This is a genomic window from Nocardioides litoris, from assembly GCF_006346315.1.
Classification (GTDB): Bacteria; Actinomycetota; Actinomycetes; order Propionibacteriales; family Nocardioidaceae; genus Nocardioides; species Nocardioides litoris.
Map to the genome: position 1 here is coordinate 86,194 of NZ_VDMR01000006.1, position 19,529 is coordinate 105,722.

Annotated in this window: 16 protein-coding genes and 1 riboswitch; of the genes, 10 read left to right on the forward strand and 6 right to left on the reverse strand. The window is 75.2% G+C overall.

Features of this window, described 5'->3' with window-relative positions:
• Positions 1-3 precede the first annotated feature (3 nt).
• A complete protein-coding gene (locus FJQ57_RS17020) occupies positions 4-2,274 on the forward strand; it encodes a SpoIIE family protein phosphatase (RefSeq protein WP_139982629.1) in 2,271 nt (756 codons plus the stop codon).
• Here the strand turns inward: FJQ57_RS17020 and FJQ57_RS17025 are convergent.
• The 3 genes from FJQ57_RS17025 to FJQ57_RS17035 form a co-directional block, all read right to left on the reverse strand.
• On the reverse strand, positions 2,261-3,184 hold the full coding sequence (locus tag FJQ57_RS17025; RefSeq protein WP_246081872.1) for an oxygenase MpaB family protein: 924 nt from the start codon (positions 3,182-3,184) through the stop codon (positions 2,261-2,263). The two genes, FJQ57_RS17020 and FJQ57_RS17025, sit on opposite strands and share 14 nt — an antisense overlap.
• 29 nt (positions 3,185-3,213) lie before the next feature.
• On the reverse strand, positions 3,214-4,812 hold the full coding sequence (locus FJQ57_RS17030) for a metallophosphoesterase family protein (protein ID WP_170219486.1): 1,599 nt from the start codon (positions 4,810-4,812) through the stop codon (positions 3,214-3,216).
• Positions 4,813-4,875: 63 nt separating this feature from the next.
• Positions 4,876-5,688, reverse strand: a complete 813-nt coding sequence (locus FJQ57_RS17035) for a putative protein N(5)-glutamine methyltransferase (RefSeq protein ID WP_139982633.1) — start codon at positions 5,686-5,688, stop codon at positions 4,876-4,878.
• 43 nt (positions 5,689-5,731) lie between these two features.
• Between FJQ57_RS17035 and FJQ57_RS17040 the strand changes: the two genes are divergently transcribed.
• From FJQ57_RS17040 to FJQ57_RS17055, 4 genes are all read left to right on the forward strand, one after another.
• Positions 5,732-6,922, forward strand: coding sequence for an oxidoreductase (locus FJQ57_RS17040; RefSeq protein WP_139982635.1), 1,191 nt, complete (start codon positions 5,732-5,734; stop codon positions 6,920-6,922).
• Between the two features lie 178 nt (positions 6,923-7,100).
• The gene (locus tag FJQ57_RS17045) at positions 7,101-8,222 is read left to right on the forward strand and encodes an NAD(P)H-dependent amine dehydrogenase family protein (protein ID WP_139982637.1); all 1,122 of its coding nucleotides are present in this window, start codon (positions 7,101-7,103) and stop codon (positions 8,220-8,222) included.
• Positions 8,219-9,052, forward strand: a complete 834-nt coding sequence (locus tag FJQ57_RS17050) for an SDR family oxidoreductase (protein WP_139982639.1) — start codon at positions 8,219-8,221, stop codon at positions 9,050-9,052. The genes FJQ57_RS17045 and FJQ57_RS17050 overlap by 4 nt, the downstream gene beginning before the upstream one ends.
• A gap of 9 nt (positions 9,053-9,061) precedes the next feature.
• Positions 9,062-10,138: an MBL fold metallo-hydrolase gene (locus FJQ57_RS17055; protein ID WP_139982640.1), complete on the forward strand. Its 1,077-nt coding sequence runs from the start codon at positions 9,062-9,064 to the stop codon at positions 10,136-10,138.
• Here the strand turns inward: FJQ57_RS17055 and FJQ57_RS17060 are convergent.
• From FJQ57_RS17060 to FJQ57_RS17070, 3 genes are all read right to left on the reverse strand, one after another.
• Positions 10,114-10,572, reverse strand: coding sequence for a GNAT family N-acetyltransferase (locus tag FJQ57_RS17060; RefSeq protein ID WP_139982642.1), 459 nt, complete (start codon positions 10,570-10,572; stop codon positions 10,114-10,116). The two genes, FJQ57_RS17055 and FJQ57_RS17060, sit on opposite strands and share 25 nt — an antisense overlap.
• On the reverse strand, positions 10,569-11,510 hold the full coding sequence (locus FJQ57_RS17065; protein ID WP_170219487.1) for an alpha/beta hydrolase fold domain-containing protein: 942 nt from the start codon (positions 11,508-11,510) through the stop codon (positions 10,569-10,571). The genes FJQ57_RS17060 and FJQ57_RS17065 overlap by 4 nt, the downstream gene beginning before the upstream one ends.
• A 150-nt stretch (positions 11,511-11,660) precedes the next feature.
• The gene (locus FJQ57_RS17070) at positions 11,661-12,665 is read right to left on the reverse strand and encodes a hypothetical protein (RefSeq protein WP_139982646.1); all 1,005 of its coding nucleotides are present in this window, start codon (positions 12,663-12,665) and stop codon (positions 11,661-11,663) included.
• 360 nt (positions 12,666-13,025) lie between these two features.
• Positions 13,026-13,132: riboswitch (TPP riboswitch) on the forward strand.
• On the opposite strand from FJQ57_RS17070, the gene FJQ57_RS17075 reads away from it, so the two are divergent.
• The 5 genes from FJQ57_RS17075 to FJQ57_RS23060 all read left to right on the forward strand — a co-directional run bounded on the left by FJQ57_RS17075 (position 13,122) and on the right by FJQ57_RS23060 (position 19,419).
• Positions 13,122-14,201: a thiamine ABC transporter substrate-binding protein gene (locus FJQ57_RS17075; RefSeq protein ID WP_139982648.1), complete on the forward strand. Its 1,080-nt coding sequence runs from the start codon at positions 13,122-13,124 to the stop codon at positions 14,199-14,201. It overlaps the preceding riboswitch by 11 nt.
• Positions 14,202-14,219: 18 nt before the next feature.
• Positions 14,220-15,854 (forward strand): ABC transporter permease, encoded by a 1,635-nt coding sequence (locus FJQ57_RS17080; RefSeq protein WP_139982650.1) that lies wholly within the window; start codon positions 14,220-14,222, stop codon positions 15,852-15,854.
• Between the two features lies 1 nt (position 15,855).
• A complete protein-coding gene (locus FJQ57_RS17085) occupies positions 15,856-16,845 on the forward strand; it encodes an ABC transporter ATP-binding protein (RefSeq protein WP_139982652.1) in 990 nt (329 codons plus the stop codon).
• Between the two features lie 9 nt (positions 16,846-16,854).
• Positions 16,855-17,949 (forward strand): phosphatase PAP2 family protein, encoded by a 1,095-nt coding sequence (locus FJQ57_RS17090; protein ID WP_246081873.1) that lies wholly within the window; start codon positions 16,855-16,857, stop codon positions 17,947-17,949.
• 75 nt (positions 17,950-18,024) lie between these two features.
• On the forward strand, positions 18,025-19,419 hold the full coding sequence (locus FJQ57_RS23060) for a C40 family peptidase (protein WP_139982654.1): 1,395 nt from the start codon (positions 18,025-18,027) through the stop codon (positions 19,417-19,419).
• Positions 19,420-19,529: the final 110 nt, after the last annotated feature.

Consider the following 19,529-nt stretch of genomic DNA (forward strand, 5'->3'; position numbering starts at 1 on the left):
CCCATGACCATCATCCCGCGTCCGTCGACGACGCCCGCGGCGGACCACACGCCGGCGTACGCCGCCCCCGACCTGACGACGTGCGACACCGAGCCCATCCACGTGCCCGGGGCGATCCAGCCCCACGGCGTGCTGGTGGCGGTCGACGGGGACGACCGCGTCGTGGTCGCCTCGGCCAACCTCGAGGAGCTGCTGGGCGTGCCGGCGGCGACCGCCATCGGGTGCGACCTCGTCGACGTGGTCGGGCCGGGCTTGGGCGACCTGGTGCGCGGCGTGCTGCGGCGGGAGCTGCCCCACGAGCCGCTGACCGTCGTCCTGACCGATGCGGTCGGCGGCTCCCTGGCGGGCGAGCCCGTCGACGTGCGGGTGCACCGCTCGGAGGACCGCGTCGTGCTCGAGGTCGAGGGCCTGGTCCGCAGCGAGGGCCCGGCGCCCACCGGCAACAGCCTGGCCCGGCTCGCCCAGGGCACCACGACCGAGCGGCTGGCCGACCTGCTGGCCCGCGAGGTGCGGGCGCTGACGGCGTTCGACCGGGTGATGGTCTACCGGTTCGACGAGCAGTGGAACGGCGTGGTCGTGGCCGAGGCCCGCGCCGCGACCCTCAACCCGTTCCTCGGGCTGCACTACCCCGCGACCGACATCCCGGCGCAGGCGCGGCGGCTCTACCGGGTCAACCCGATCCGGCTCATCGCCGACGTCCACTACACGCCGGTGCCGCTGCACCCGGTCTTCGACCCCGACAGCGGCCAGCCGCTCGACCTGTCGCACGCCGGGCTGCGCAGCGTCTCGCCGATCCACGTCGAGTACCTGTCCAACATGGGCGTCACCGCCTCGATGTCGGTCTCGATCCTGCTCGACGGCGAGCTGTGGGGCCTGGTGGCCTGCCACCACTACTCCGGGCCCCACCGGCCCAGCCAGGAGGCCCGGGCTGCCGCCGAGGTCGTCACGCAGGCCACGGCGCACCTCATCGGCCACCGCCAGCGCGCCGAGGCCCGCGAGGCCGCGCTCGAGACCCAGCGCCGCGTGACCGAGATGGGCCAGCGCATCGCCCGCGACCCGCGGTCGCCCGTCGAGACCCTGGCCGACGACCCCGCCCTGCTCGAGCTCGTCGGGGCCACCGGCGTGGCGATCTGCTTCGACGGCGAGGTGCGCACCCGGGGCGTCGTGCCGCCGCGCCACGTCCTGTCGCGCATCGCCGCGGCCACCGACGACCCCGACCGCTACGTCAGCAGCACCCAGCACCTCGGGGCCCTCGACGCCGACCTCGCGGCACACGCCGGGCAGGCGGCGGGCGTGCTGCGGATCGGCTCGGTGCCGGAGCGCTGGTTGATGTGGTTCCGTCCCGAGCAGCGGGTGGTCGTCGACTGGGGTGGCGACCCCTCCAACAAGCGGCTCGCCGCCGACGCCGACCCGGCCGTCCGGCTCAGCCCGCGGCAGTCGTTCGAGAAGTGGCAGGAGGTCACCGAGGGCGTCAGCGCGCCGTGGCGGACGTGGGAGCTCGACGGCGCGGACGTGCTCGGGCGCAACGTCAACGCCCAGCTGCTGGTGCGCTCGCGCGAGCAGATCGCGATGGCCGAGTCGGTGCAGCGCACCGTCGTGCTCGACCGGGCTCCGGTCTTCTCCGGGGTCGCCGTGGCCGCGCGCTACCACCCGGCGACCAGCTACCAGCTCGGCGGTGACTGGTGGGACGTCTTCGAGCTCGGTGACCGGGTGGCCGTGGTGGTCGGCGACGTGGCCGGGCACGGGGTCGCGGCGGCCTCCGCCATGACCCAGCTGCGCACCGCCATGCGGGCCTACCTGTTCGAGGGCCACCAGCCCGGCGAGTGCCTCGACCGGCTCGACGCGCTCCTCGACGGCCTGCTCGACCTGGGCCTGGCCACCGCGGTGGTCGCCACGCTCGACCGCACGACCGGCGAGGTGCGGCTGGCCAGCGCCGGCCACCCGGCGCCGTTGCTGCTGCCCGCGGCCGGCGGCGCGCACCTGGTCGACGTCGACCCCCGCCCGATGCTCGGGGTGGGCTCCGGCGTGGCCGAGGAGGTCCGGCTGCGCCTCGACCCCGGCGACGGCCTCCTGCTCTACAGCGACGGGCTCGTCGAGCGGCGCGGCACCGACCTCGTCGAGCGGACCGAGCGGCTGCGCCGCCTCGCCGGCGACCGGCCGCAGGCCGACCACCTCGAGCGCTGGGTCGACGGGCTCGTGCTCGACCTCGCGGCCACCGACGCCGCCGACCCGACCGACGACGACGCGACGCTGCTGGTGGTCAGGCGGAGCTAGCGGCTCCGGCCCGCTCGCGGGCCAGGCCCGGCCCGACCGGGCAGCCGGGCGCGAAGGTGCCCATCCCCTCGAGGTCGGTGCGGGTGATCGGGCCGCGGTAGGAGCGGATGCGGGGCGTGTCGACCCCGAGCCGCGCCGTACGACGCGGGGGCAGGAGCGCGACCACGCCCGCCCGGACCCTCAGCGCGGCCGTGCTGGCCCGGCGCAGGGCGGGGGAGGGCGCGGCGTACCCGAAGGCGTCGATGAGGGGCTGGTCCATCAGGGCCCGGCTGAAGGCCCGGACCGCGCCCGCGGCGGGCGCGGGGTAGAAGGAGACCAGCAGCTCGAGGGTGGCGTCGGCGACCCGGCGCGCACCGGGGTCGGGAGCGAAGTGCTCGGCCTCGTAGGAGTCCATGAGGTCGGCGAACTCCTCGTAGGTCCCCGGCAGGTCGCGGATGGCCATGTGCCGGCCGAGGGTGCGGTAGTAGTGCACCGAGGCCGTCACCTCGCCGTCGGTCATCGGGCGCCAGCCGTGGTCGTCGAGCCACCGCTTGGGCACCACGACGAAGGTGGCCAGGACGTAGCGCATGTCGTCGTTGCTGATGTCGTACATCGCGTGCATCTGATTGACCCGGCGCACCCCCGCGCGACCCTCCGGGCTGTCGAACCCGTGCACCGCCGGCGCCTCGAGGAGCAGGGCGGTGTCGTCGTACCGCTTCTGGCAGGCGGTGGTGAACTGCCCGGTCTCGTCGAGCAGCCGACCGATGCTCGGCACGGCGTAGGTGCGGAACAGGGCCAGGCTGAGCGCTTGGTTGAGGTCCCACGGGAAGTCGAGGGTGAACAGCTCGCGGTAGATCTCCGCGCAGTCGGCCACGGGGTCGCGCCCCGCACTGCGGTCGGCGGTCTTCCAGGGCATGACGGGTGGGCGCACACGGCCTCCTGACGGCGGGAGGGCCGAGGCTAGCGGGTCGGCCCGACGGGGGCGAGGATGCCGCTGCTGGTGACCAGCTGCCCGGGGCGCATCGTGGCCGTGCCGATGACCCGGACCGGCCCGCCCTGGCGGATGGGGGGCAGGCCGTCGCGGCGGGTCTCCCACAGTCGTGGACCGGACCCGCGGGTCTTGTCGACGTCGTAGTCGCGCAGGGTGAGCGCGAGGTTGTCACCGTAGAAGTCGAGCACCAGGGCCGTGGTCAGGCCGTACTGGAAGGCGCCGCCGTGGCTGACCTGCACGATGCCGTCGCGCTCGACCAGCGTGGTGTCGTGCACCTCGCCGGTGAGGTAGAGGTCGACGCCGTGGCGGCGCATGACCTGCCACAGCGGGGAGTCGGTGCCCCGCTCGAGGTGCAGCGCGCTGGAGGCCCGGTGGCGCACCGGGTAGACGACGGGCACGTGGCTCTGGACGACGGTCCAGCGGACGCCGTCGCGCTCGGCGCGGACCAGGACCTGCTCCAGCCAGCGCAGCTGCTGCGGGTCGATGCGCAGCCGGGCCCGCGACGGCGTGATGTCGAACGGGTCGAGCGAGACGACCTGGACGTCGGGGGTGGGCCGGGCGGCCCAGGCCGTCAACCGAGCCGGGCCGGGCGGCCGGTCGGCGTACCGCGGGGAGCCGTCGGGGAGCCGGGTGAACTGGCGCGCGAACTCGACCCGGGCCGTGGGCGCGAGCCGCTGCTTGGCCGGGGAGAACGGGCCGTCGCCGTACTCGTGGTCGCCGATGGAGGGGAAGACGAGCAGCCCGCGCCGGTCGAAGCGCTGCTGCCACTGGGGGTAGTAGGTGCGCGCGGCGCGGCGCAGCGCGGCCTCCTGCTCGGCCGGGGTGCGCACGGGACCGAAGGTGCCGGTGCGGGCGTCGTCGAAGCCCCACCGGCCGTTGACGAGGTCGCCGGCCACGAGGACGGCCGCCGGCTGCAGGCGGACCCAGTCGTCGAGGATGCCCCCGATCGCCCGCTCGTACGTCGGGCTGGTGCCGTTGCGGGACCGGCGGGGGTTCCAGCGGCCGGGGCCGCGGCGCAGGTCGGCCACGTCGGCGTTGAGGAAGTCGGGGCTGGAGAGCAGGCGCAGGTCGGGCCGGGGGACCCGGCCGCCCACCACGAGCCGGTCGGGCAGCGTCGACATGGCCGTCGACCCGTCGGTGGCCTCGAGGGACACCGACCCGCGCACGGTGCTGCCGCTCGCCCCGTCGACCAGGGCGAGCACGACGATCTCTCCGCGGCCGTCGACGGGCTCGCACGACAGGGTGTGCTCGTCGAGCCAGGAGCGGCGGACCTTGACGTTGCTGGGCGTGCACCCGCCGGGGAGCAGGAGCGGCGTCGCGCCGTCGAGGGTGAGCGTGACGCGGCGGGTGCCGGAGGGCAGCACCAGCCGGGCCCGGGCGGCCCCGCCGGCGGTGAGCGTGACCTGGCCGTCGTCCCAGGTGGCGCGAGCGGGGGTGGCCTGCGGCTCGCCGCCGGCGGGCCGGCCGCCGCACGCGGCCAGCACGGCGGCGGCGAGGGCGAGCACGGTCGCGGGCACGACGAGGCGGTTGCGAGGACGACGGGCACGCGTGCGGGCGGTGGCGGTCACGGTCCTCCGTCCGGGCGTCGAGCGGGCTGGCATCGTCGGGAGGCCCCCATGGTCGGGGGAATGCTAACCCCGACCGCCACGCGCACGCCCGACGACGGCGGTGGCGTCGAGGTCGTCGTCCTCGGCCACGCCCGGCTCGAGGCCGCGGGCGGACATCATCGCCAGTGCGGCGTCGACCTGCTGCGGGGCGACCTCGACGAGCAGGTGGCCGCCCGGGGCCAGCCAGCGCGCCGCCGCGTCGGCCACGCGGCGGTGGACGTCGAGGCCGTCGCCACCGCCGTCGAGGGCGACCCGGTGCTCGTGGTCGCGGGCCTCGCCCGGCATGAGGTCGAGCTCGGCGGTCGGGACGTACGGCGCGTTGACGACGAGCACGTCGACCCGGCCGGCGAGGTCGCCGGGGAGGGCGTCGAACAGGTCGCCCTGGTGCACGCGGTCGGGCGGGAGGTTGCGCCGCGCGCAGGCGACGGCATCGGGGTCGAGGTCGGCGGCGTGCCCGACGAGGTCGGGACGGCGCCGCAGCAGCGCCGCCAGCAGCGCGCCGGTGCCGCAGCACAGGTCGACCGCGGTGCCGCCAGGCGGCGCCAGCTGCTCGGCGAGCTCGACCAGCAGCAGGGTGCGGCTCCGGGGCACGAAGACGCCGTCGGTGACCACGACCCGCAGCCCGTCGAAGGCCGCCCAGCCGAGCAGGTGCTCCAGCGGGCGTCCGGCGACCCGCTCGGCGACCAGGCGCTCGAGCCGGGCGCCGCGGTCGTCGTCGCCCGCGGTGGCCTCGAGGAGGAGGGCGGCCTCGTCCTCGGCGTACACGCACCCGGCGGCGCGCAGGCGGCCGGTGAGCGCGGCGAGCGCGGTGAGAGTGGTGGGCTCGTCGAGGTCCATCGAGGCTCGATCCTACGGAACTAGAACGCGTTACAGTTCTGCGGTGAGTGCACCCGACGTCTTCGCCCCCACCACCCTCGGGCCGGTGCGGTTGCGCAACCGGACGGTCAAGGCCGCGACGTTCGAGGGACGCACGCCGCACGGCCAGGTCACCGACGGCCTCCTCGACTACCACCTGGCCGTCGCCCGGGGCGGGATCGGGCTGACCACGGTGGCCTACCTCGCCGTCGCGCCCGAGGGCCGCACCCACCGCGAGCAGGTGGTGGTGGGGCCGGCCACGGCCGGTGGGCTGCGCCGGCTCACCGACGCCGTGCACGAGACCGGCGCGGCGATCGCGGGCCAGGTCGGGCACGCCGGGCCGGTGGCCAACGGCCGCTCCAACGGCGTACGAGCGCTGTCGTCGAGCCGGATGCCGAGCCCGTTGTCGATGCAGGTGGTCGGGGCGGCCACCGAGCGCGACCTGACCCGCATCACGCGGGCGTACGTCGCCGCGGCGCGGGTGCTCGTCGACGCCGGGTTCGACGTGCTCGAGCTGCACATGGCCCACAGCTACCTCGTCTCCTCCTTCCTCGCGCCGGGGCTGAACAGGCGGCGCGACCGGTGGGGCGGGTCGCTGGAGAACCGGGCCCGGCTCGCCCGGCAGGTCGCCCGTGCCGTGCGGGAGGAGGTGGGGTCGGCCTGCGCGGTGACGGCCAAGCTGTCGGTCTCCGACGGGTTCCGCGGCGGCGTCACGACCGAGGAGAGCCTCGAGACCGCCCGGATGCTCGAGTCCGACGGCCACCTCGACGCCCTGCAGCTCTCCGGTGGGTCGTCGCTGATGAACCCGATGTACCTCTTCCGTGGCGAGGCGCCGGTGGCCGAGTTCGCCGCGACCATGCCGCCGCTCGTGCGGTGGGGGATGCGGACGCCCGTGGGCCGGTCGTTCCTGAAGGCCTACGACTTCGAGGAGGCCTACTTCCGCGACAAGGCGCTGCGCTTCCGCTCGGCACTGGCGATGCCGCTCGTGCTGCTCGGCGGCATCAACCGGCTCGAGACCATGCAGCAGGCCATGGCCGACGGCTTCGACCTCGTCGCCATGGGTCGCGCGGTGCTCCGCGAGCCCGACCTGGTCAACCGCCTCGCCTCCGGCGCGGCCGTGGGGGGCGCGTGCGTCCACTGCAACCGGTGCATGCCGACCATCTACTCCGGCACGCGCTGCCCGGTCGTCGTCGAGCTCGGTGCGACGCGGGGGTAGCTGGGCGGCCGGGGTGGGGAACACCCGGTCGACCGGGTGTTCCTGCAGCTGGGCGGGTTCTTCTGCCGCTTGCCAGGCAATGCATTGCCTGGCAAGCGCGGGAAACCCCGGCCGACCGGGGTATCCGGCGCCCGGCGACACTCTGGCGCCGAACTAGAACCTGTTCTAGTCTCCGCCCATGTCCCAGGTCGTGCCCGAGAAGCCCCTCCGCGTCGTCGTGTGGTCCACCGGGACCGTGGGGAGGCACGCGATCGCCGGGATCGACGCCCACCCCGACCTGGAGCTGGTCGGGGTGTGGGTGAGCAACCCCGACAAGCACGGCCGCGACGCGGGCGACCTGGCCGGACTGGGTCGCGAGCTCGGCGTCCGTGCGACGACGGACCGTGACGAGCTGGTCGCGCTGGCGCCCGACGCGATCGTGCACACCGCGATGGCCGACGACCGGGTCTTCGAGTGCATCGACGACCTGGTCTCGTTCGTCGAGGCGGGCATCAACGTCACCTCGAGCGGGCCGGTGCTGCTGCAGTGGCCCGAGCGGATCCTCTCGCCCGACGACATCGCGCGCATCGAGGACGCCTGCGCCCGCGGCGGGGCGAGCATGCACGTCAACGGCATCGACCCCGGCTTCGCCAACGACGTGCTGCCGCTGGTGCTGACCAGCCTCAGCCAGCGCATCGACGAGGTGCGGGTGATGGAGGTCTGCGACTACTCGACGTACGACCAGGCGGTCGTGATGAACGACCTGTTCGGGTTCGGCAAGCCGATGGACGAGCCCGGCTGGCTGTGGAACCCCGGCATCCTCACCATGGCCTGGGGCAGCGTCGTGCGCCAGATCGCCGCCGCCCTCGACGTCGTGCTTGACGAGCCGCTGGTCGAGGAGGTCGAGCGCCGGCCCGCCGCGCGGGACACACCGTCGGTCTCGGGCGACATCGCGGCCGGGACGATGGGCGCGGTGCGCTTCCAGCTCATCGGCACCGTCGACGGCGTGCCCCGCGTGGTGCTCGAGCACGTGACGCGCACCGACGCCGCCGACCACCCCGACTGGGAGCAGCCGGCCGCCGGCACCGACGGCTGCTACCGCGTGCGGGTCACCGGCGAGCCCTACCTCCAGCTCGACCTGGTCCACCACGGCGAGCACGGCGACCACAACGTGAGCGGCATGATCACCACCGCCCAGCGCATCGTCAACGCACTCCCGGCCGTCGTCGCCGCGCCCCCGGGCCTCGTCCGGGCCATCGACCTGCCGCTCGTCACCGGCCGCGGCCTGGTCACCGGGACCCGAGGGGTCGTGCGCCGGTGAGCATCCTCGACCGCTTCGCCCTGCCCGGCCACGTCGCCGTGGTCACCGGCGCCGGCCGCGGCCTCGGCGCCGCCACCGCGGTCGCGCTGGCCGAGGCCGGCGCCGACGTCCTCGTCTCCAGCCGTACGCCGGAGCAGCTCGACGAGGTCGCCGCGCAGGTGCGCGCGGTCGGCCGTCGCTGCGTGACCGTGCCCGCCGACCTCAGCGACCTCGACGCGGTCGCGGGGCTGGCCCGGACGGCGTACGACGAGCTCGGCCGGCTCGACGTCGTGGTCAACAACGTGGGCGGCACCTTCCCGCGGGAGTTCCTCAAGACCTCGCCGCGCTTCCTGGAGGAGTCGTTCTCCTTCAACGTGAGCACTGCTCACGCCCTGACCCGCGCCGCGGTGCCGTTCCTGCTGGAGGACGCCGACGCCGGCACGCACCAGAAGGCCGTGGTCTCGATCAGCTCGATGATGGGCCGCACGGCCGACCGCGGGTTCGTCGCCTACGGCACGGCCAAGGCCGCGCTCGCGCACTGGACCCGGATGGCCGCGCGCGACCTCTCGCCCCGCATCCGGGTCAACGGCATCTTCGTCGGCTCGATCATGACCAGCGCGCTGGAGATGGTGGCCGGCGACCCGGGCCTGATGGGCCAGCTGGAGAGCGGTACGCCGCTCGGGCGGGTCGGCGAGCCCGAGGACATCGCGGCCGCGGTGCTCTACCTGGCCAGCCGGGCCGGGCAGTACGTCACGGGCAAGATGATCGAGGTCGACGGCGGCATCCAGCAGCCCACCCTCGACATGGGCCTGCCCGACCTGACCGCCGAGGCGGTCGGGACCACGTCCTAGGGTCCGGGGGTGGCCCACGACCCCGGTACCCCCACCGCCCTGTCCGTCTCGCCCGACTCGGGCGAGCACTGGACCGCCGAGGGGGCCTGGGAGGTGGCGCCGGGGATCCACCGCATCCCGCTGCCGCTGCCCATGGACGGCCTCCGGGCCATCAACGTCTACACGGTGCAGGACGGCGACGGCCTCACGTTGGTCGACGGCGGCTGGCACATCCCCGAGGCCCGCGAGCTGCTCGACCGGAGCCTGCGCTCCATCGGGTCGGGGTTCGGTGACATCAGGCGGTTCCTGGTCACCCACGTGCACCGCGACCACTTCACCATGGCCACCGTGCTCGGCCGCGAGCTCGGCATCGACGTCGCGCTCGGTCTCGGCGACAAGCCCGCGCTCGACCTGCTCAACAACGCCCACGAGCTCACCGAGAACCCCTTCCACGCCGTGCTCCGCACCGCCGGCGCCGGTGTCGTCGCCGAGGAGTGGGAGCGGCTGCAGGACGCCGACGAGGACCTGCGCGACCTCTGGCAGTACCCCACGACGTGGCTGGACGGCGACCACGAGGTCGCGTTGTCCTCCCGCACCCTCGACGCCGTGCACACCCCCGGCCACACCCCCGGCCACTACGTCTTCGCCGACCGGGCCGACGGCCTGCTCTTCGCCGGCGACCACGTGCTGCCCACGATCACGCCGTCGATCGGCTTCACGGTGCCGCCGGCCCTCGACCCGCTGGGCGATTTCATGGCCTCGCTGACCCGGGTCCGGTCCCTGCCCGACCTGACGGTCCTGCCCGCCCACGGCCCCGTCGCACCGTCCACCCACGAGCGCGTCGACCAGCTGCTCGCCCACCACGAGGCCCGGCTCGCCGACAGCCTGGCGGCCGTGGACCCTGCCACCGGCTCCACGGCGTACGACGTCGCGCGGCAGCTGGGCTGGACCCGGCACCTGCACGCCTTCGACAGCCTCGACTGGTTCAGCCGGGGGATGGCCGCGATGGAGACCAAGGCCCACCTCGACGTGCTCGCCGCGCGCGGGCAGGTGACCGCGACCGACGTGGCCGACGGCGTCGTCTACCGGGTGGTCGGGTCGGCCTGAGGCTCCGGGTCGAGCCGCATCGGCAGGTGCGGGATGCCGTCCTCGAGGAACTCCGGGCCGCTGACCTCGAAGCCGAAGGTGGCGTACCACCGCGCCAGCGGTGCCTGCGCGTCGAGCACGACCGGGCGGCCGGGCACGACGTCGAGCGCGGCCCGCACGAGCACGTCGGCCAGGCCGCGGCCCCGGGCCGACCGGGCCAGGGTGACCCGGCCGATGCGCCAGAGGTCGCCGTCGTCGAGGGTGCGCGCGACGCCCCGGAGCACGTCGTGCTCGTCGAGGAGCAGGACGTGGCGGGTGCCGGGCTCGGTGTCGCGGCCGTCGAGGTCGGGGTAGGGGCACTCCTGCTCGACGACGAACACGTCCTGGCGCAGCCGCGCGACGTCGTGGACCTCGCGACCGGTGAGGTCGGTGAAGGCACGCACCTCGGTCCTCACCGGGGCTGCTCCCGGCCGTCGAGGAACGCCGTCGTGTGCCGCCAGGCCCGGCGGGCCTCGGGCAGCCCGGGCAGGATGCCGAAGACGTGGATGAGGTCGGGGGCCTCGAGGTAGGTCAGGTCCCACCCGTCCTCGCCGCCGCCCGGGAGTGCGGCCGCCCGGTCGGCGAGCAGCCGGGCGTCGCGGACCAGCAGGTCGCGGGTGCCGCAGAACACGATCGTCGGCGGCAGGCCGGTCAGGTCGGCGTGGGCCGGGGAGACCTCGGGCCGGCGCAGGTCGGCCGGGTCGCCGGCCCACCACGCGGCGTACGCCTCGAGCTTGGAGAGGAACAGCCACGGGTCGACGGCGTCGTGCGCCCGGGCCTCGCGGTCGGCCGAGGTGGTGGTGAGGTCGGCCCACGGGGCGTGCAGGACGAGGTGGCTGGGCTGCCGGCCCCCGCGGTCGCGGACGGTCTGGGCAACGGCGAGGGCGAGCCCGCCGCCGGCCGAGTCGCCCGCGACGACGACGCGGTCCTGGGTGGCGGCCAGCCCGGTGAGCAGGTCGACGAGTGCGTCGTGGCTGTCGCGCCAGGTGTGCTCCGGCGCGAGCGGGTAGTCGGGCAGCACGACCTCGGCATCGAGGTGCCGGGCCAGCCGCAGCGCGTAGCGGACGTGGACGGGGTCGGCGGGCGCGACGTACCCGCCGCCGTGGAGGTAGAGCACCGTGGTGCGCGGCCGGGCCCCGCGCGGCCGGAGCGTGTGCACCGGGAACGGCTCGTCGGTCGTGCGGACGTCGTACCGGGTGCTGGTGCGGGAGAGCCGGCCGGTCGGCAGCGACCGGTCGAGGCCGGCGTGCCAGCGCTCGATGCGGGCGCGCTCGGCGTCGGCGTCGTCGAGGTCGCCCGACCCGCGCAGCCGCGGGATGGCCCAGGCGAGGAGGTCGTGGACGAGGCTCGGCACGGGTGCAGCCTGGCACGGCCCGACGTGGGGGAAGCGGTGAGGTGGCGACCTCCGTGGGCGGCTGTCGGGTCGGCAGGTCACCCTCGCCGGGGACGGGCTCGGGGGAGTGGTGAGGTGGCGACCTCCTCGGGTGGCGGTTCGGTCGCGAGGTCACCGCCTCCGCTGAGCACCCGGCGCGAACCGCTCGAACCGCTCGGCCACGGCGGTCGTGAGTGGCAGGAACAGAAGACGCCAGAGGTCGCCGGCGACATCCGGTGCCGGACCGTCGTAGCCGCAGGCGACCATGCGCTGGTGGATGTCGTCGACGGTCCGACGCGGGTTGCGCAGACGTTCCTTCGTCACCTGCACGTACTGCAGGCCGCTCTCGCGGATGGCGGCGTACCGGTCGATGTCAACGGTGTACTGCCGCCGGTCCGCCTGGTGGTGTGCTCCCTCGTACTCGATGAGGAGGCCGAGCTCGCGGTAGACCAGGTCACCCGCGACGACGAGGCCACCGTCGAGCAGCAGCTCGGCGTTGCTGAGTGGCCGCGGCAGGCCGCTGAAGACGAGGAGCGCCCGGGCCTCGCTCTCCTTGATCGACCGCGAGCGCGGTTCGAGGTGGTCGACGACGTACCGCGCCTGGTCTGCTCCCGCGCGCCACGGCTGGGCGAGGGCGAGCTCGAGCAGGGACGCTTGCGTCATGTGCCCGTGGTGGAGCAGCCAGTCGCCGACGACGATCGCGTCCAGGGTGCGCGTCGTCGAGCTCGCGCAGTGAGCGAGGAAGGCGGCTTCGACGGCCACCCCGTCCCCGTCCACGGGCGGCAGCCGCTTGGTGCGGTGGAGGAATATCCCGTCGAGCGCAATGTGGTGGTCGCGGGCGACGACGAAGTGCAGCGGACGGCGTGGTCCGTGCTCGAGCCCGAGCGCACGCAGCCGCGTGATGCCTGTGACGTGGGCGTCCGGCGGCATGGCGAGTCGGGCCGCCTCGACCTCGTCTGCCTCCGTCATCACGTGGTCCGTGCACCGCCAGACGCGCGGGTGGATGGAGGTGAACCGCTGGCCGCGCAGCATCCGTTCGGTCACGCCGAGTGCGCCAGCTTCGACGTGCGTGAAGGGACGCCCGCGCAGCGCGGGAGGGATGGGTCTCACCCGGGCATCACACGCGGGCGCGGCCACTCCTGCGAGCGCCGTCGCGCAGCCTGGGGAGAGGCGGGCGGGGCAAGGGCGCTGTGGACGTCTCCTGGACGCCGGACCCCGGACGGGGACGGTGACTGGAACGGCACCGGGGCGGGGTGGGGCGGGAGGTGGGCTGGCGACCTTCTCGGGGTTGATGTGGTCGCCAGGTCACCGTTCCCCGGGGTGCGGGCGGGGCTCGGGTGGGCTGGCGACCTTCTCGGGGGCTGATGTGGTCGCCAGGTCACCGCTCCCCGGGGTGCGGACGGGGCTCGGGTGGGCTGGCGACCTTCTCGGGGGCTGATGTGGTCGCCAGGTCACCGCTCCCCGGGTCGGGGCCCGTCACGCCGCGGACTACGCTGGCCCCACAGACAGGGGAGCACGACAGCGTGCTGAGAGTGCGGGCGAGCCGCAGACCCTCCGAACCTGCTCCGGCTAGCACCGGCGAAGGGAGTCCAGATGAGGTGTGCGCGCGGTGCCGCGCTGGCGGCGACGGTCCTGCTGACCGCGTCCTGCAGCCTGGCCGGTGGCGGTGACGGCGGTCAGGGCGGCGGGTCCGGGGGCGGGGTCGAGGGGGAGGCGCCGACGACGGTCGTGCTGCTCACCCACGGCTCGTTCAGCCTGCCCGAGGAGCTGATCGGCGACTTCGAGGCCGACACCGGCCTCACGCTCGACGTCCGCAGCAACGGCGACGCGGGCGAGGTGACCAACCGGCTCGTGCTGACCAAGGACGCGCCCGCCGGCGACGTCGTGTACGGCGTCGACAACGCCTTCGCGAGCCGCGCCCTCGACGAGGGCGTGTTCGCGCCGGCCGAAGTGGAGTGGCCGGCGGGGGCGGAGCAGTTCGCGCTGCCGGGCGACGACGAGCGCCTCCTCGCACCGGTCGACGACGGCAACGTGTGCGTCAACGTCGACACCACCTGGTTCGCCGAGCGCGACCTCGAGCCGCCGGCCTCCCTCGACGACCTCACCAAGCCGGAGTACGAGGGCCTGTTCGTCACGCCCTCGGCCGCGACCAGCTCGCCCGGCCTGGCCTTCCTGCTCGCCACCGTCGCCGCGTACGGCGACGACTGGCCGCAGTACTGGCAGGACCTCGTGGACAACGGCGCCGAGATCGCCAGCGACTGGACCGACGCCTACCAGGTCGCGTTCACCCAGGGCGGCGGCGAGGGCGACAAGCCGATCGTGACGTCGTACGACTCGAGCCCGGCGTTCACCGTGCCCGAGGGCAGCGACACCAGCACCACGAAGGCGCTGCTCGACACCTGCTTCCTCCAGGTCGAGTACGCCGGCGTGCTGGCCGGCGCGGCCAACCCCGAGGGCGCGGCGCAGGTCGTCGCGTGGCTGCAGAGCCCGGAGGTGCAGGCCGCCCTGCCGGAGAGCATGTACGTCTTCCCGGTGGCCGACGGCGTCGAGCTGCCCGCCGAGTGGTCCCGGTACGCCGAGCGGCCGGCCGAGCCGCTGGCCGTCGACCCCCAGGAGGTCGCCGACCGGCGCGAGGAGTGGCTGCGCACCTGGAACGACATCGTCACCCGGTGAGCACCCGGTGAGCACCCGATGACCCGCAGGACCGCGGCGCTGCTCGGCCTGGCGGCCCTGCCGGTCGCGGTCCTCGGCGTCTTCTTCGTGCTCCCGGTGGCCGGGATGCTCGACCGCGGGTTCTGGCCCGACGGCCGGTTCGACCCGGGCGCCGTGGGCGAGGTGCTGACCCGGCCGCGCACGGGTCGGGTGCTGTGGTTCACGGTGTGGACCTCGACGGTCGCCACGGCCGCCGCGGTGGCGCTCGGCCTGCCGGCGGCGCACGTGCTGCACCGGCTGCGGTTCCCCGGCCGCGGGCTGGTGCGGGGGCTGCTGCTGGTGCCGTTCGTGCTGCCGACCGTGGTGGTCGGGGTGGCGTTCCGGCAGCTGCTGCGCGAGGGCGGTCCGCTGGGCGGGCTCGGCCTCGACGGCACGCCGGCGGCGATCGTGGCCGCGCTGGTGTTCTTCAACGTCGCCGTGGTCATCCGCACCGTGGGCGCGACCTGGGAGGGGCTGGACCGGCGCCCGGCTGAGGCCGCGGCGGCGCTGGGCGCCGGGCCGTGGACGGTGTTCCGCACGGTCACCTTCCCGGCGCTGCGGCCCGCGGTGGTGTCGTCGGCGAGCGTGGTGTTCCTGTTCTGTGCGACCGCGTTCGGGGTCGTGCTCACCCTGGGCGGCAGCCGCTACGCCTCGGTCGAGACCGAGATCTACCTGCTCACCGTCGAGCTGCTCGACCTGCCGGCGGCGGCCGCCCTGTCGGTGCTGCAGCTCGTCGTCGTGGTCGGCCTGCTCGCGGTCGCCGGCCGTGCGCGCACGGTCGCCGACCCGCAGGTCGCGCGGTCGGTGGCCCGACCGGCCCGCCCCCGCGCGGCCGACCTGCCCCTGCTCGCCGTGACCGCGCTGCTGCTGGCCGCCGCGGCCACACCGGTGGCGACGCTGGTCGTCGGGTCGCTGCGCACCGACGACCGCTGGACGCTGGCCTTCTACCGCGCGCTGGGGTCGACCGCCGACGGCACGCTCGTCGTCCCCGTCACCGAGGCCCTGGCCAACTCCCTGCGCACCGCCGTCGACGCCACCTGGATGTCGCTGCTCCTCGGCCTCCTCGTCGCGGTCACCGTCACCCGCCGCTCGCGCACCCGCGCCGAGCGCCGCCTGCGGGCCGGGCTCGACGGCTTCTTCATGCTGCCGCTGGGCGTCTCGGCGGTGACCCTCGGCTTCGGCTTCCTCATCACCCTCGACCGCCCGCCGCTGAGCCTCGGCGCCTCGCCGCTCCTGGTCCCGGTCGCCCAGGCGCTGGTGGCGCTGCCGCTGGTGGTGCGCACCCTGGTGCCGGTGCTGGCCGGCGTCGACGACCGCCAGCGCCAGGCCGCGGCCTCCCTCGGCGCGGGCCCGCTGCGGACCGTGCTCACCGTCGACCTGCCCGTGCTGTGGCGGCCGCTGCTGGCCGCGGCCGGGTTCGCCTTCGCGGTCTCGCTGGGGGAGTTCGGCGCGACGTCGTTCCTGGCCCGCGACGACCGGCCCACCCTGCCGGTGGTCATCTTCCGGCTCATCGGGCGCCCCGGCGAGCTCACCTACGGCACGGCCCTGGCCGCCTCGGTCGTCCTCGCCCTCACCACGGCGGCGGTCCTGCTCCTCGTCGAGCGCCTCCGCGTGCCCGCCCTGGGAGCGTGGTGACGTGCTGAGCCTCGCCCACGTCGACGTCGCGTACGACGGCACGCCGGCCGTCGTCGACGCCACCGTCGAGGTGCCCGACGGCGCGGTGGTGGCGGTGCTGGGGCCCTCCGGCTGCGGCAAGTCCACCCTGCTGCGCACCGTCGCCGGCCTCGAGCAGCCCACCCGCGGCACGGTCGCCTGGGAGGGCCGCGACCTCGCGGGCGTGCCCACCCACAAGCGCGGCTTCGCGCTGATGTTCCAGGACGGCCAGCTCTTCGGCCACCTCACCGTCGCCCGCAACGTCGCCTACCCGCTCCGCCTCCGCCGCGCCCGGGGCGTGGCCGAGCGGGTGGCCGAGCTGCTCGACCTCGTCGGCCTCACCGGGTACGCCGACCGCCTCCCCGGCACCCTGTCCGGCGGCGAGCGCCAACGGGTCGCGCTGGCCCGGTCGCTGGCCGCCGACCCGCGGCTGCTGCTCCTCGACGAGCCCCTCTCCGCCCTCGACGCCGGCCTGCGCGAGCGCCTCGCCGCCGACCTGCACGGCATCCTGCGCGCCGCCGGCACCACCACGCTCGTCGTCACCCACGACCAGGAGGAGGCCTTCGCGCTGGCCGACCGGCTCGTCGTCATGCGGGCCGGCCGCGTCGTGCAGCAGGGCCCGATCGCCGACGTCTGGGCGCACCCGGCCGACCCCGACACCGCGCTGTTCCTCGGGTACGCCCGCGTGCTCACCGGCCCCGCCGCGGCCCGGGTGCTCGCCGCCGCCGGCACCCCGGGCGCCGGCCCCGTCGCCGTACGACGCTCGGCGCTGGCGCTCGACCCCGCCGGCCCACTCGCCGGGACCGTGCGCTCGGCCCGGGCCACGCCCGACCAGGTGCGCCTCGTGGTCGACGTCGAGGGCGTCGGCGAGGTCGACGCCGTGGCCGGTCCGGGTGCGGCCGCCGCGCCCGGCGACGCCGTCGCGCTGGCCGTCGACCCGGCGCGCACGGCCGTGGTCAGCGACGGTCCCTAGACTGGGTCGGTGCACCGCCGCGCCATGCTCGTCGCCATCGGCGTCGCGGCGACCACCGGACTCCTCGCGTTCGTCATCGCGCGGCGCTACGACCAGCCCCTGCTCGACCCCGAGGGATCCTTCCTCGGACCCTCCTGGATCCGGCTGCCGCTGCTCCTGCTGCTGTGCGTGGCCCTCGACCTCGTGCCACGGATGCTCTACCACTCCCGGCTGCGCCGCAGCGCGATGCTGCCGGTCGTCAAGGAGCGGCTGCGCACCCACTGGACCCGGGAGCGCGTCGTCCTGGTCGTCACCGGCGTGACCTGCTTCTACGTGACCTACGTCGGCTACCGCAACCTCAAGTCGGCGCTGCCGTTCGTGCGCGACTTCAGTGACCCCTCGCAGATGTTCGACCGCGAGCTCAACGGCCTCGACCGGCTGTTGTTCTTCGGCCGCCACCCCGGCCCGGTGCTGCACGACGTGCTGGGCACCACCGTCGCCGCACACGTGCTCTCGACGATCTACCTGCTCTTCGTGCCCATGGTCCCGCTGCTGGTCATGGCCTGGATCGTCTGGTCGCGGCGCATCTCCTTCGGCTACTGGTTCGTGGTCTCCCAGTGCTTCGCCTGGGCGATCGGCACCGCGTCCTACTACGCGCTGCCGACGCTCGGCCCGGCGTTCCACTACGCCTCGGGCTACACCGACCTCACGCGCACCGGCACGACCACGCTCATCGCCTCGCTGCGCAAGAGCCGCGACACCGTCATCAACGGCTCCTACGACGGCAGCAGCGTCGAGGGCATCGTCAACTCGGTGGCCGGGTTCGCCAGCCTGCACTGCGGCATCACGCTGCTGTGGGCGCTCATGGTGCAGTTCACCGTGCGCAGCCTGTGGGTCAAGCGGGTGTTCTGGACCAACTTCGGCCTCACCGTCATCGCGACCATCTACTTCGGCTGGCACTACCTCGCCGACGACGTCGCCGGCATCACGATCGCGCTCGTCTCCTTCTACCTCGGCGGCCTCGCGACCGGGCAGCGGTTCGACCGGCACCGGGCCCGCGCGCGCGGCGACGCCTCGGCCGCCGACGCGGTCACGCCGCGGGAGGAACGAATTACACGGGTGTAGTCTGTCAAGTCGACACGCCGTACGGGTTGTGACTTCTGCGAACTTCTGTTTCGGTTGTGACTCGTGAGACTCGTGTTGCCCCTGCGGCCTGTCCGCGCCGCCCTGGCCGCCACCGCCGTCACGACCCTGCTGTGCAGCGGGCTGGCCTCTCTGGCCCCGCTGGCCGCCGCCGACGACGAGCCGCTGCCGAGCCCGGGCGACGTACGCCGGGCGCAGGCCGCCGCCGAGTCCGGCGCGCGCGACGTCAGCGCCGTGCGGGCCGACCTCGCCGACGCCCAGGCCCGGGCCGAGGCCGCGCAGGTCGCCGCGGCCAAGGCGGCCGAGGCCTTCAACGGGGCCCGGTACGCCGCCGAGGTGGCCGCAGACGAGGCCGAGGCCGCACGCACCGCCGAGACGGCGGCCGTCGCCGAGGCCGACCGGCTGCGCACGGTCTACCGCCACTCGGCCGTCTCGTCCTACACCTCGACCAGCGACCTGGCCGCGCTCGCCTCGATCGGGGAGTCCTCCGGTCTCGGCGACCTCGTCGACCGGCTCGCCACCGTGCGCACCGGCCAGCAGGCGCTGGCCCAGCGCGGCGCCGAGCTCACCCGCGCCGAGGACGCCGCCACCACGGCCCGCGGCCGCGCCGAGCGCGCCGAGCGGGACGCCGCCGCGGCGGCCGAGGCGTCCCGCACCGCCCGCGACGAGGCCGCGGCGGCCGCGAGTGCTGCCGCCGGCGAGGCCGCCGCCACCGCCGTGCGTCGCGACGGGCTCATCGCCGAGCTCGCCCGCCTGCAGGGCGTCAGCACCGACCTCGCCGCTCGCCGCCAGGCCGGGCTCGAGCGCCGCGCCGCTGCCGAGCGCGCTGCGGCTGCGCGGGCCGCCGCCGAGCGGGAGGCCCAGGCCGAGGCGGAGGCCCAGGCGGAGGCCCAGGCGGAGGCACAGGCGGAGGCACAGGCGGAGGCGCAGGCGCCGGCCACTCCGGCGCCCCCGGCCACGCAGGACCCCGCACCGACCCAGGACCCCCAGCCGGACCCCGCACCGACCCAGGACCCCGAGCCCGAGCCCGCGCCGGACCCGGAGCCGGACCCCGAGCCCGAGCCCGACCCGGCCCCGCCGGCCCCGGCCGGCGGCGCGGCGGAGGCCATCGCCTTCGCCCGGGCCCAGCTCGGCGAGCCCTACCGCTGGGGCGCGGCCGGCCCCGACGCGTGGGACTGCTCCGGCCTCACCCAGGGCGCCTGGGCGGCGGCGGGCCGCTCGCTGCCCCACTACTCCGTCGCCCAGCACGAGCAGTCGACCCCGATCAGCCGGTCCGACCTCCGCCCCGGCGACCTCGTCTTCTGGGGCGACTCCAGCAGCCCGTCGTCGATCTACCACGTCGCGCTGTACGCCGGCGGCGGCATGATCATCCACGCCCCCCGCACGGGTCGCCCGGTCGTCGAGGAGTCCATCGACTACTGGATCCCGCCCGACTTCTACGCCCGGCCGTAGCCACCTGGACAGCCACCCGGACAGCCACCCGGACAGCCACCCGGACAGCCACCCGGACAGCCACCCGGGCCAGCCCGAACGGGGATGGTGCGGGCCGCGCGCCCTGGCTA

Excerpts from the sequence above, each read along its gene's own strand:
- FJQ57_RS17045 (WP_139982637.1), top strand. The coding sequence starts at position 7,101 with ATGTCCCAGGTCGTGCCCGAGAAGCCCCTCCGCGTCGTCGTGTGGTCC.
- FJQ57_RS17075 (WP_139982648.1), top strand. The coding sequence starts at position 13,122 with ATGAGGTGTGCGCGCGGTGCCGCGCTGGCGGCGACGGTCCTGCTGACC.
- FJQ57_RS17080 (WP_139982650.1), top strand. The coding sequence starts at position 14,220 with ATGACCCGCAGGACCGCGGCGCTGCTCGGCCTGGCGGCCCTGCCGGTC.
- FJQ57_RS17035 (WP_139982633.1), bottom strand. The coding sequence starts at position 5,688 with ATGGACCTCGACGAGCCCACCACTCTCACCGCGCTCGCCGCGCTCACC.
- FJQ57_RS17020 (WP_139982629.1), top strand. The coding sequence starts at position 4 with ATGACCATCATCCCGCGTCCGTCGACGACGCCCGCGGCGGACCACACG.